Origin of the sequence: uncultured Aquimarina sp., from assembly GCF_947492965.1 — a bacterium.
Taxonomy (GTDB): Bacteria; Bacteroidota; Bacteroidia; order Flavobacteriales; family Flavobacteriaceae; genus Aquimarina.
In genome coordinates this window covers 730911-742847 of sequence record NZ_CANLOZ010000001.1, presented here as the reverse complement: position 1 = coordinate 742847, position 11937 = coordinate 730911, and the positions used below count along the sequence as shown (strand labels likewise).

Here is an 11937-nt window from a genome sequence, read left to right as displayed (position 1 = left end):
GATCCAATACTCATGAAACCGACAATAACCATCTTATACAATGTTGTACTAGCTATTACCTCAGTGTTACTTTTGTATAGTTACTTTTATGTGCTGGTATATGATAAAGATTTTTTTGATGAGGAAGAAAATAAAAAAACAGACAAACAAGAAGTAATAAATGAAAATAACAATGCTGTGGATTCCTCTACCGTTGCTGTGCAACCTATGCCATCGAAACCCATTGAAATAGATACAATCATTAGAGATACTACCAAAGCAGCCATATCTAAAACACGGGTAAATTTAGCAGTTTCTACCGATGCAAAGAAGAATAAACTTACACCAGATGAACAAGAAGAAGAGATCGCGAAAGATGTTGAGCACGTTAATTTTCTAGACATGCTTGTTGTAATGTTTCTAGCAGGAATGCTAGGAGGTGTATTAGCGAATCTAAGAGGTATTTTTGAATTTTACCGAGAAGAACAATATTTTCCAGATAATTTATTTATCCCCTATCTTATTAGACCTTTAACGGCTGCCATATCTGGATTATTAATCTTTTTTATATCACATCTTATCATTTCTTCTACTGCTAATCCAAGTTATGACAATGAATATATTTCATTTAGAGGAATGGTATCTTTTATGAGTCTTGCTATTATTTCTGGTTTTGCCTCTCAGGAATTTACTGAAAGATTAAAAGCTGCAGCAGGCACGCTATTTGGCATTACTCCTACCGAAACCTCAGGGAAACCAGGCACTCCTGTTAGTCCCGAAGCACCAGATACAGCTCCTGATCCTAGCAATCCAAATGATAATGATGATGTAAGTACAGATATACATTCTAATGAAGACACCTCTGAAACATCCCCGGTAAATATCCCTACAACCCCACCTGCTCCGCAAATGCAACAAAAGATTAGTAAATCGAGATATATGAATCGAGATTAAGTAAGCTTTTTTTTGCTAAACATCCCCTAGAAAATTTTGTCACCGAATCGGTGATAAAATAAAATGTTTGTATAACAAATAACACAAGAAATCATGGGAAAAACACTTCGTGTATGTTTAGCGATGGGAGGAGGAGTTTCATTAGGCTCTTTTTCTGGTGCGGCGTTAACAGAAGCATTAAAATTATTAGTTCTTTATGGTAAAGACAATGACAATAATGACTATGATCAGGTAATCGTAGATGGTATGAGTGGAGCAAGTGCAGGAGCTATTGCTTTAACTATAATGCTTAAATGTCTTATAGACTATCGCTCTATGATTCCATTGGTAAATAACCAGCTTACCGAACAGGATTTATTAAATGAAATTATCAAAGAATACTTCTCCGATGATGTCGCTAAAGCAGAAAAACATAAAGGCAAGTTTGAAACCTTAAAAGCGCTTCAACTAGCACAAAAAATCCAGCATAAACTATGGGTTAAAGAAGTGGATTCTGTAAAACTATATAATAACGAAAATCGCTCTAAAAACCCTATAAAACCCAACGAGTCTTTCTCTTTATTAGACCGAAAATTATTAGAAGATCTTACGAAGAACTATTTAATGACTTCTGATGGAGTTGATGTTTCCAGAAGGCAGTTATTAGATCCTAAGAGAGTCATTTTTGCTTGTTCTCTTACCAACTTATTACCTATTGAAATTGACTTTTCTAAAGATAGTACCAATGGAAATTCTGATAAGGATCGATTACAACAGAACTTTTTAAAATCTGTAGGATCAGAAAATCACTCAGAACTGCGAGTTATAGATTTTGTTTTCGATGAAACAGCAATTGAAAAAGACGGCAAAGAAACCGATTCGCGTTGGTTAAAATTTTGCAGTAACCCAAAACCAAACCAGCCCACACACTTCAAAATGACAGACAGGAGTGCGTGGGCTACTATATCGGCTTCAGCACTTGGTTGTGGAGCCTTTCCTATTGCCTTTGAACCCGTGATCTTAAAACGATACAAAGCAGAATTTGGTGATTCCAAAAAGCATACTAGTTGGCCTTCTTCTTTTAGCAAAATACAGCAGGAAATCGTAGGTCATCAGCATAAGAACAATAACACCTTTACACAGAACAGCTACTTTGCTGAAGAGAACAACAATACTTTAGATTATGAATCTTTTAATTTCCCATATATCGACGGAGGTACTTTTAATAACGAACCCATTCGAGAAGCTTTTAAAATAGGAACTTTTCAGGATTTTGGACGAGTAACAAACAATGAAGAAAGACTAATCCTATTTGTAGATCCTATTGTACGAAAAGAACAATATCATTCTTTTAAAATATCCGCCTTTTCACCAGTAAAAAAATCTGGAAACGAAGTTTCTTTCAAGAAAGAATTGGGCAAGCTCTTTGGCAATGTATCTAGTATATTAGGAGTACTCACCAATCAGGGAAGCATTAAAGAAGAGCATAAAATAATTGATATACAAGAAAATTTTGAGCTTAGGAAAACCATCTTCAAATATTTGGACGCTAATACAGATATGAGTCATAACCTAACCGTAGAAATCATTGCAACCGCTTTTAATAAGATTACCAAAAATCTTCAAAATGGCATGATATCTCTAGGAACTCGAGATCCTATGATCTATTTTCTTGCTGAAATTGAAAAAAATTGCAAAGATTCATCTTTAAATCACGAAGCTTGTATCCACTTGGAATTGGATGATCTGGAAAAACTGAAAAAATTAATCGACAATACTATAGCAACATCTAAATCCTTAGATATTGCAACCGTATATAACACTCTAAAACTTACTAAAAAAGAGAATCAAAACGTATTTGCGCAGACCGTTTTTAAAGTGATCGCTGATTTTGCACTAAATACGGATGGTAAAAATGAGAATGCATATCGTGCTGCCATCCTTCCGATTAACAAAACTCTTAATACGATAGAACTCCCTGGAAGTGAAATTGAAGCTTTTGGTGGGTTTGCCTCAGAGAAAGCAAGAAACTATTCCTTTGCCTTTGCGCGTTTAAGTACTTTAATATCTTTAAAAGAAAGTTTAGGCGGCTTTAGGCCCAACAGACCTTTTATTGCAAGCGATAACTTCCTGAATTTTGAAAAAAAACTCACCGATCAAATCGAAGAAATTGACTTTTTTAATAATAAGGGTACTTATGCAGCGGCATTAGAACAAAACCTTTTCAATCCTTCTGTTACACGATTAAAAGGAGCACTATTAAGTAATAAATATTTGAAATTTATTTTATTAAAAATACCGTTCGTAGCAACATCATTATTAGGTACTCTAGCAATGCCTATTGTATCCGCTGGATTGTTTGTTTCTTCGATTTTTAAAAAATCACCTTGGCGAGGATCAAATATTTTAAAAAATCTTATACGTAAAGGAGTTGATCAAATAAATTATATGCCCTTGGAACCGGTTACTATTTCTATTCTTAGTGATATACAGCTCAATAAAAAACTTATGTTTCGTTGTGCAGATGATACTATAAAAAAAGGAAAGGCTGTTGAGCATATTATTAAAATTTCAGGAAACAAAAAGAGGTATCAGTACTATTTCCAAGTATCACTTTTAGAATATATAAAACAGCAAAATATCTTGAGAACCAATGCCACTTCACAAAACGCAGATTTCCTAAAAATAGACTCCATAGAAATCGATCGACTTGGTTTATCACTATCAGACAAGGTACAAATGCCCAACGACATTGATGGTAATTTATATCCAAAACGAAAACGTATTGCTATCGAAAATAACTATAAAGATATTATCATAGAAATGCGATTGGATAAATTCAATCTTCCATTGATAAAACCATCTATTAATGATGAAAATACCTCTTTACATTATTCACTAAAAAACATTAATTATCATGTAAATCCATTATTAGAAATTGATTTACAAAAACTATCAAATGGACAAGAAGGATGGTATTTTAAAGAACAAACCGAATCTTTAGACAAAAAATTACTACGAGAATAGTATATTACTAATCTAACCGTATTATAAATCATCAAAAACCACGTCTCGGTGTGGTTTTTGATGATTTTCTTACAAAATATATCAATTATGAAAACTGATACTTATACCAAAGTAGTTCTTACCATTATCGCCATTGCCTTATCTATAATTATAATCAAAGACATCAATATTATCCCGAAAGCATATGCTAGCGAATCTTCCACACCATTAAATTATGGACTAGTACCTCTTAATGATGACGGAACCATTACTGTAAAGCTAGATACATCCGATGAAATTGATGTAAACATCAAAGGAGTAAGCACTTATGATCAATTGCGAGTAGATATTAATAAAATAAGTACAAGCGAAGAGCTAAATGTCAATCTAGATGAAGTTGGAGGAAGCTACGTTTCCAGTGGAGGGCCTATTAAAGTAAAACTTCAGAATTAAATTATAATCCTGCTGCTGCAGATGTTATTTTATCCAGTGCTCCACTTATTTTAGTAAGTACCTCGTCTTTATGTTCTATTCCATGACGTTGTCGTAGGTATTGAGGGTCGTTATAGGATATCTGTACAATACCATGATCATCTTGCGATACTAATATTTTCTGCGGAAGATCTAGTCCAGTAGATTGCGCACTCTGCATCAGAGGCGTGCCTAGTTTTGGATTGCCAAACATGATAATTTTTGTTGGATTTAGAGTTAAGCCCACTGACGCAGCATTTACCTGATGATCTAATTGTGCGATAATCTTAAGGTTAGGATTATTTTCTATGATATCTACTAATTTTGAATAGGTTTTATCGAAACTTTGAGTGCTTTTCTTAATAATTAAACCTTGTTTTGAAGTGATTTCCATACGTTCTTCTTCTGTATTTTTCGTGGTATTAGACGTATCTTTTGTTGCTTGATTACACGAAAACAACATGAAAGCACAAAGCGTAAAAATGATAGATTGTTTCATCTGCTTATATTTTATTTTTTCTTCAATTATCAGATGGAATTTACTAACAATCATTTCCATAGCATTCTGATTTTAATGTAAAGGTTGATTAGGATTACCTTTATAGTCGCAATCATTTGCATTTACATACCAAGTCATTTTTACATCTTCTATAAATTCATCACTTTTATCTATATCATGATGATCTTGGTATACCTGAGTCATTTCTCCTGTGGTTCCAAGTACAGAATGCCAATAATGAGTCTTTACAAGATTTATTTTAGGACGCTCTCGAGAAGGTGCTTGACCCATAATTCGGTCCAGTTGCGCAAATACATGGCCTTCAGAAATCGTTAAAAATTGTGCTTCTGCAGTATGTTCTACTTCAAAAGTTCTACGCAAACGATCTTTTTTGTACTCATTTTTTATTCCCCAACCCACACGAACAACACATCCTTGTCGAACGGCTTTTTTTAGGTCATTAATATTTCCAGATAGAGGATTTCCTTGATCGTCATTGACATACACGACTTGCCATCCCTTTAATTCATTTGTAGGTTCTTCTTGTTGTTTTCCCCGATTACAAGAGCTACATATTACTACCAGAAATAATACTATGATATTTCTAAGCATTCCTTACTTTTTATACTAAGATACTAGAAAACCAAAACATTTTCTAATTTGTAAGGAGATTAACATATTGTTAAAACAGAATTGGTCCAATTATAATTTTATTATAACTCTTAAAGATCAAAGTTTCTAAAAAATCATTTTGACGAAAATATTGACTACATCAAACTTGTTTTTCTTAATCAAATTGATATTAACCTATTATTGTTAATTTAAAAATGTATTATACAATTTATCCGATTTAACTGCGCATCATCGAAAACCCTGAACAAAGGGGAAAAACCCTCCAATAAGAATTATATTTTTAGCGTTAGCAAAAAGATCAAATTTTACAGTAACAAATACCAACAAAATTACACTAATATAAAACCTCAAATCATTCCATATGGCTTTACAAACTATTACTCAAATTTTTATTTCAGGGGTACCTATTACTTCATACGTAAGTCTAAAAATAGATCAAGAAATAGATGCGCATCATAGTTTAGCATTGGTTTGTAGAACAGATGTGGTAGAAAAACTATCCGAAGAGTTAATTGGAGATAGTAAGGAATACCTTGGAGGAACTATCACGGTAAAAATTAGCTCTATTTCAGATTTTGGAGGATATAAAGAATTAGAATTTAAAGGCGTAGTGACCAAAGTAAAAGCTACCAAAGGTTTTCAGCAATCTTCTGGAGATTTAGTCACTTTAGAAGCCAAGAGCACTTCCATTTTATCAGATGATGGAGGACATCATGCCTCTTTTAACGATATGACTCTGTCAGAAATTTTAGAAAAAACCTTTAAGGGTTATGATAAGGGAAAATTAGAAACAGATTTCAAACCTACCCTAGCAGACAACATTCATTATTCTGTACAACATGATCAAAGTGCATTTAGTTTTGCGAGTAGATTAGCCGCTTATTATAATGAATGGTTCTATTATGATGGACAGAAACTAGTATTTGGTAGCCCTAGCACTGCCGAAACAGAGTTAAAATACGGAGTGGACTTACAGAAATTTACAGTAGAACTTAGTTCGGTTCCTAATTCATTTGACTATTTCACCAACGACTATCTCACTGATGAAATACATCAAAAAAGCAGTAAAGACGTTTCTATTCCAAGTGATGGATATCACGGTTTTACCGATAAAAAATCCAAAGAACTATTTAATAAGCAAACGCAGGTGTATAATAACCTATATACAGATACCAGTCTAAAATCTAGATTAGACAAACAAGTGGAGAACTTTACTAAATCTAGAGCGATGAGACAGGTGATTGCCAAAGGTTCCTCTGATAATCCAGGAGTAAACTTAGGTGAAATAGTTACTATTAAAGGATACGGAAGCTATCGAATTATTAAAATCACCCATACCAATATCGAAGGAGGTTCTTACACAAATACATTTGAAGCTGTAGATGCAAATTTTAAAGCATATCCAAAGATGGATATTAGTAGATTTCCAAAAAGTGAAATCCAAATTGCTACAGTAATGGAAAATCATGATCCAGAGGGTTTAAGTAGAATTAAAGTACAGTTTCCTTGGCAAAAACCGACAGGAGACATTACTCCGTGGCTACGGATGATGACTCCTCATTCTGGAGGAGAAAAAGGATTCCATTTTACTCCTGAAATTGAAGAAGAAGTTTTGGTTGGTTTTGAAGGAGGAAATGCAGAAAAGCCTTATGTACTTGGAGCTTTATACAACGGATCTAAAAATGCTTCTGATTGGAAAACTGAAAAAAACGATATCAAAGCTCTAAAAACAAGAAGTGGAAATCAATTGGTATTTGATGATAATGAGGGATCCACAACAATTACAGATAAGGGTACTTCCGGAATTAAATTAGATGGAAACGGAATTGCACTTATTAACGCCCAAGAGCGGAATGAGGTAAATGTGGCAGATAAGTCTACCTTGTTTGTAATGGATAAAGACGGTAACATTGTTTTTGAAGGAAAAACACAATTTCAAATTGTTATTGGAGATAGTTCTTTGATTCTTAATAAAGATGGTAATATTATATTAAAAGGAAAAAACATTCTGATCAATGGTGAAGAAAGTCTGGATAACCGATCTAGCGGAAGTCAGGTACTTCTTAACAAAAATGCCAAAGTAACTGGTAGCAAAGTGGATATCAACTAATTTATACTACTTATTGCAATGTCAACACCCAAAAAAAGAAGAAGTTTTTTACTAGATAATGAGGATGAACAAACAACGATTCGCCCAGTAAAAAAAGTTACGATATCAGGAGAAAATCTGCTCTATAGAACTGTTCAGACGAACGCTACTAAAATAGAAGATGAAGTTAGAAGTCACTCAGAATTAAAGAAACAATACAAAATCCAATTAGAACTCCAGAACAAACAAGCATCTGTACTTCTAAATGATCTACACTATGAGTTCATGCCGCCAGTAATGGGAAAGGTATATGAGTTTGTTTCTAAAACTGAAGAGATTAGAAATAATATACAATTCAGCTTAGATAAGGATGGTCGATTAAGCAAAATACTTAACAGAGAAGAAATATTTGAAAATTGGTTAGCTCTTAAAAAGAATGAACTAAAAGATATTGAATTTATTAAAAGTCTTAAAAAAGATAATCCTGTTCAGTATCAGAATATTTTAAAAGAGGGAGAACAACAATTTTCCCCATCCAATAGCATGATGGAGCAGGACTATCAGCGAGATTTATTATATCTAGTACTATTTGACAAACATCTTACTGCAAAGGATCTGGATAAGATACCAGGAGAAGAATATATGTATACCTCTCAATTATTTCCACAGGTAAAAGTCCCTATGGAAATAAGATATGATGTAATAGAAGAAAACGAAAAATCTATTACAATTAGAAAAGTGGCGGATAGTATTTTAGATGATAGTTTATTACAAGAAATAGAAACGCAATACGATACTTTGCATAAGCCTTTGATAAAATATAGTTTTACAACATATGCACTTACATTTAGAACCCGTTATACTATCGATAAAACTACCAGAATTATTAACGATGCAGAGTTAACTATTATAGAAGATGTAGAGCACAATATTCAAAGTACTTGTAAGTACAGTTTAAGAAAGTTGTAATTATGAAATAAGCCATAACAATTGTTGATACCCACCAATATGATTATTGGCGATTCCATATGACCTCTAAAACAATAAAATATAAACAGATGAAACAAAAAGAATTTGAATTTAAAGCATTTGTATATACTTATAATTGGCAGCCTGCACTTATTTTTATTATTTGGATATTATTCTTGATCATAATTCCAGGACAGATAATTACAAAAATAATTTGGCAAGAAGACTCTGATTCAATGCTTTTTCTTGATTTAAAAAGGCTGGCTTTAGTATCCATACCGTTAACCTTTATTGCATTGTATTTATTTGAAAAAGTTTTTTTATCCAAGATAATTATTAGTTTCGATAAAGCAGAAGCTACTATATCCTTGAAGAAAAAATTCAAAACTATTTTCGAAACTAACCTTTCCGATGTAAAACAAATAAAGTTTGTCAATAAAAAACAAAATAAAACAAATAAGGCAATAATATTAAGAATTCGATCCTTTAATAAAGGAAATATTATTATTAGAAGCATTATGATGGGGAATGATAATAATCCAGAGTATGTTGAATTTTTAAAATTATATAACCATATAACAGAAGAATTAAAAGATTCGGATTTCTCTAAGAAGGAAAAAATAATCGGTAATGAAAGACTTAAAACCGAAATTTACACTTAGTTATTATGAGCAGTTATTTACCAGAAAAAACATTTGTAGTATGTACCATGCAAATGAGCCCAACAAAAGGTCAGTTATTGGCTGATCCGGACAAACGTGATATTAGTGTCCTACATTCCAAAAAGGATGTTGCTCTTCTTACTAAGGATGACTTAATGCTAATGAATGATTTTGGTTGTCAGCAAAAATGGCAAGGACCTGTTACCTCTGCAGGGTTTTGGGGAGGGTTTGCAGCAGGTTTGGCAATAGCTGTATTTTCTGTCGCAACCTTTGGAGTTGGAGCAGCCATAATTGGAGCTTGTGCAATCGCCGCAGCTGTTTATACCTATGCTGCTGTCAAATCAAATAGCAAAAAATGTAACCCTCAATTAAATGCTTGGCAAAATCCTCATCCTACGGTAAAATTTAATCAAGTATCAGCTGTTACTCAAACTTCTTTTATGACTTGCAATGCAGGTGGTATGCTACAGCCTTTTATCAGCCCATCCGCAGCTAATGCTGCTGCTAAACGTGTAGCTTGGGCAAATCGAGGAGAGATAGCATTGACAGGTGTGATTTCATTTATGTTTGGAGCAGCAACTGGGTACGCTGGAGGAGCAGCTTATGGAGCATTAAGAGGTGCAGGTGGTTCTTTAATGTCTTCTGTTGGAAGTGGATTTTTAGCCGGAGGAAAAGAAGTTGGTATTGGAATGCTAGGAGCTTATCTCATTTATGCTCCCTTATCCTATGGAGAGAAAAAAGGTATTCGTAATTTGTATAAAAGCGATAATGGAAATACCGCCTATGATCGGATGATTGCCAATAGAGAAAATACTGAAGCAAAAGACTGGTTCGAATTTGAGCCAGGCAGTATAGAAATCCCAGAATACGATCTTGAAAATTTGAATATATCAGAACTGGAAGCTCCTAGAGTAAAGGCCCCAAAAGTAAATGATTTTGGCTACGACTCCGCAGATGACGATTATAATCCGAATGGATTTAGAGGTGCCTCCTCCAAAACTTTTGATAGGTCCGTAGAACTTTTTAGAATCAACCAAAATGATGCCTATATCGAAAGGATGATGAATGTAGAAGGAACCAAAGCAGAAAAACAAGCTGCTATAGAAGCCATTGCTAAAGAAATGGGTAAAACTAAGTCTGGTGCAGAAGCAGTACAAAACATGAGAAGAAAAGGTAGTGGGGAAATTATTATTAGAAATAAAACACAAAATAAAGGAAATCGAGTAACTACAGCACATAGAAATAATGCTCGAGCAGCTCGCGCTGAAGCTATCTGGGGAACAAAAAACAAGGGATATACTAATGGTATGGCATATAACGGAATAGCATTATTGTTGCCGTTGGTAGTGACTCCATTAGACGAATATACAATTGTTTGGGTTTCGCAATTTGCAGAACAGGATATTGCCAATGGTAATTCTGTTTCTTCTACTTCTCATTAAAGGTTGAAAAAAGCAATGATTTATTACCTTCTTCTTAATTTATCTTTTAATTAAATCATTTCAAATAAATAAAATACAACAAACTTATTAGGTATGAAAAACCAAATAAAAATTATCCTAATATGAAGAAGGTAATATTAGCAGGTAGTATAATATTATTACTTTATTTTGCTGGCAACGATTTGTTTTATGCTTTTCAACCTTATTCAAAATTCTCTGCAAGATCAATTTTGATAGATGACGAAAAGAAGGATTCTCTTAATCACACTATCACGTCTGCCGAAATTGGCATGATCAACAAAATACATGGAATAAAAGGTCAATCTAATCGAATACTTGCAAATGTAAAATACAATAATACTTATCAAGATTGTTTGACAGAAAATGTGGTACAACTGCCTTATTTACTATTAATTGGTACCACTAAAAAAGAAGGAGATTCTATAGATATCATTTATAACAAAAAAGTAAGCTGCAATAGTAGGAAGAATGCGATTTATACCTTAAGTAAACAAGATTATAAAGAATTAAAATATTTCAAATTAACTAAAGCACTCATACTATTATTATTTGCCATTATTTTAACTTGGGATACTTTTCTAAAAACCACTATTAGAAAAAGTAATGGCACAATCACACATTATGACTAATTAATTCAAGATTTCGCAGAACAGGATATTGCCAATGGTAATTCTGTTTCCTCTGCTTCTCATTAGGGATTCTTATTATTTAATTATAAGTATCAAAAGCACCTGGCTTCATTAATGAAGAATGCGTTTAGCTTTTCTGACTTCTTTTTCTATAAATCCTCAGCAAATAATTTAGTTTCCCTATACCAATATCCAATTCGTCAATTGACATTTTTTCGATCCTATTATGATAATAATATGTTAGATAGTTACCGCTTCTATCATGATGATAATTAGCTTTAGGAACTATCTCCTCATTTTTAATACCTGACCAGCTTCTAAATTTCCCTTTATTATTAGTAATCCCTTTGTCAGAAATAATAAGTTGAGGTCTTTGGTCTTTATATAATTTTAAATTTCTATGAATTCCTATGGCTGCTCCTATAAAAAGTGCTAGTGCAAGAAAGTAATTGATTTTAAAAAAAACATAGATGCCGAAACAAATAAGCAAAACACAAAAGATAATTATAAATAGACTGCGTGATCTTGAAAAATAAATAACGGTCTTTTCCGGTGCTTTTTTATTTTCTTCAATCAAACTTCCTAACATACTTTTGACAAAAAG

At 33.0% G+C, this 11937-nt stretch carries 11 protein-coding genes; 8 read left to right on the top strand and 3 right to left on the bottom strand.

Going from position 1 to position 11937, the window contains the following annotated elements:
* Window positions 1-12: 12 nt before the first annotated feature.
* The 3 genes from Q1B37_RS03095 (at window position 13) to Q1B37_RS03085 (ending at window position 4371) form a co-directional block, all read left to right on the top strand.
* Window positions 13-933, top strand: a complete 921-nt coding sequence (locus Q1B37_RS03095; RefSeq protein ID WP_299895285.1) for a hypothetical protein — start codon at window positions 13-15, stop codon at window positions 931-933.
* Between the two features lie 93 nt (window positions 934-1026).
* Entirely contained in the window at window positions 1027-3939 is a 2913-nt protein-coding gene (locus Q1B37_RS03090; protein WP_299895282.1) for a patatin-like phospholipase family protein, read from the top strand.
* Window positions 3940-4026: 87 nt separating this feature from the next.
* Entirely contained in the window at window positions 4027-4371 is a 345-nt protein-coding gene (locus Q1B37_RS03085; protein WP_299895279.1) for a hypothetical protein, read from the top strand.
* 1 nt (window position 4372) lies between these two features.
* Here Q1B37_RS03085 and Q1B37_RS03080 read toward each other — a convergent pair whose 3' ends face one another.
* Complete coding sequence (locus tag Q1B37_RS03080) at window positions 4373-4888, bottom strand: DUF302 domain-containing protein (protein ID WP_299895276.1); 516 nt, start codon at window positions 4886-4888, stop codon at window positions 4373-4375.
* Between the two features lie 72 nt (window positions 4889-4960).
* Entirely contained in the window at window positions 4961-5500 is a 540-nt protein-coding gene (locus Q1B37_RS03075; protein WP_299895273.1) for a hypothetical protein, read from the bottom strand.
* Window positions 5501-5882: 382 nt separating this feature from the next.
* Between Q1B37_RS03075 and Q1B37_RS03070 the strand changes: the two genes are divergently transcribed.
* From Q1B37_RS03070 to Q1B37_RS03050, 5 genes are all read left to right on the top strand, one after another.
* A complete protein-coding gene (locus Q1B37_RS03070) occupies window positions 5883-7631 on the top strand; it encodes a phage baseplate assembly protein V (RefSeq protein ID WP_299895270.1) in 1749 nt (582 codons plus the stop codon).
* Between the two features lie 18 nt (window positions 7632-7649).
* Complete coding sequence (locus Q1B37_RS03065; RefSeq protein WP_299895267.1) at window positions 7650-8579, top strand: hypothetical protein; 930 nt, start codon at window positions 7650-7652, stop codon at window positions 8577-8579.
* A gap of 89 nt (window positions 8580-8668) precedes the next feature.
* Window positions 8669-9241, top strand: a complete 573-nt coding sequence (locus Q1B37_RS03060; protein WP_299895264.1) for a hypothetical protein — start codon at window positions 8669-8671, stop codon at window positions 9239-9241.
* A 5-nt stretch (window positions 9242-9246) separates the two neighbouring features.
* Window positions 9247-10683 (top strand): hypothetical protein, encoded by a 1437-nt coding sequence (locus Q1B37_RS03055; protein WP_299895261.1) that lies wholly within the window; start codon window positions 9247-9249, stop codon window positions 10681-10683.
* 122 nt (window positions 10684-10805) lie between these two features.
* Complete coding sequence (locus Q1B37_RS03050; RefSeq protein ID WP_299895258.1) at window positions 10806-11333, top strand: hypothetical protein; 528 nt, start codon at window positions 10806-10808, stop codon at window positions 11331-11333.
* Window positions 11334-11460: 127 nt separating this feature from the next.
* On the opposite strand, the gene Q1B37_RS03045 is transcribed toward Q1B37_RS03050, so the two are convergent.
* Window positions 11461-11922, bottom strand: a complete 462-nt coding sequence (locus Q1B37_RS03045) for a hypothetical protein (RefSeq protein WP_299895255.1) — start codon at window positions 11920-11922, stop codon at window positions 11461-11463.
* Window positions 11923-11937: the final 15 nt, after the last annotated feature.

Bases quoted from the DNA above. Each gene is read 5' to 3' on its own strand.
- Q1B37_RS03095 (WP_299895285.1), top strand. From the start codon at position 13: ATGAAACCGACAATAACCATCTTATACAATGTTGTACTAGCTATTACC.
- Q1B37_RS03050 (WP_299895258.1), top strand. From the start codon at position 10,806: ATGAAGAAGGTAATATTAGCAGGTAGTATAATATTATTACTTTATTTT.
- Q1B37_RS03085 (WP_299895279.1), top strand. From the start codon at position 4,027: ATGAAAACTGATACTTATACCAAAGTAGTTCTTACCATTATCGCCATT.
- Q1B37_RS03075 (WP_299895273.1), bottom strand. From the start codon at position 5,500: ATGCTTAGAAATATCATAGTATTATTTCTGGTAGTAATATGTAGCTCT.
- Q1B37_RS03080 (WP_299895276.1), bottom strand. From the start codon at position 4,888: ATGAAACAATCTATCATTTTTACGCTTTGTGCTTTCATGTTGTTTTCG.
- Q1B37_RS03065 (WP_299895267.1), top strand. From the start codon at position 7,650: ATGTCAACACCCAAAAAAAGAAGAAGTTTTTTACTAGATAATGAGGAT.
- Q1B37_RS03045 (WP_299895255.1), bottom strand. From the start codon at position 11,922: ATGTTAGGAAGTTTGATTGAAGAAAATAAAAAAGCACCGGAAAAGACC.
- Q1B37_RS03070 (WP_299895270.1), top strand. From the start codon at position 5,883: ATGGCTTTACAAACTATTACTCAAATTTTTATTTCAGGGGTACCTATT.
- Q1B37_RS03060 (WP_299895264.1), top strand. From the start codon at position 8,669: ATGAAACAAAAAGAATTTGAATTTAAAGCATTTGTATATACTTATAAT.
- Q1B37_RS03090 (WP_299895282.1), top strand. From the start codon at position 1,027: ATGGGAAAAACACTTCGTGTATGTTTAGCGATGGGAGGAGGAGTTTCA.
- Q1B37_RS03055 (WP_299895261.1), top strand. From the start codon at position 9,247: ATGAGCAGTTATTTACCAGAAAAAACATTTGTAGTATGTACCATGCAA.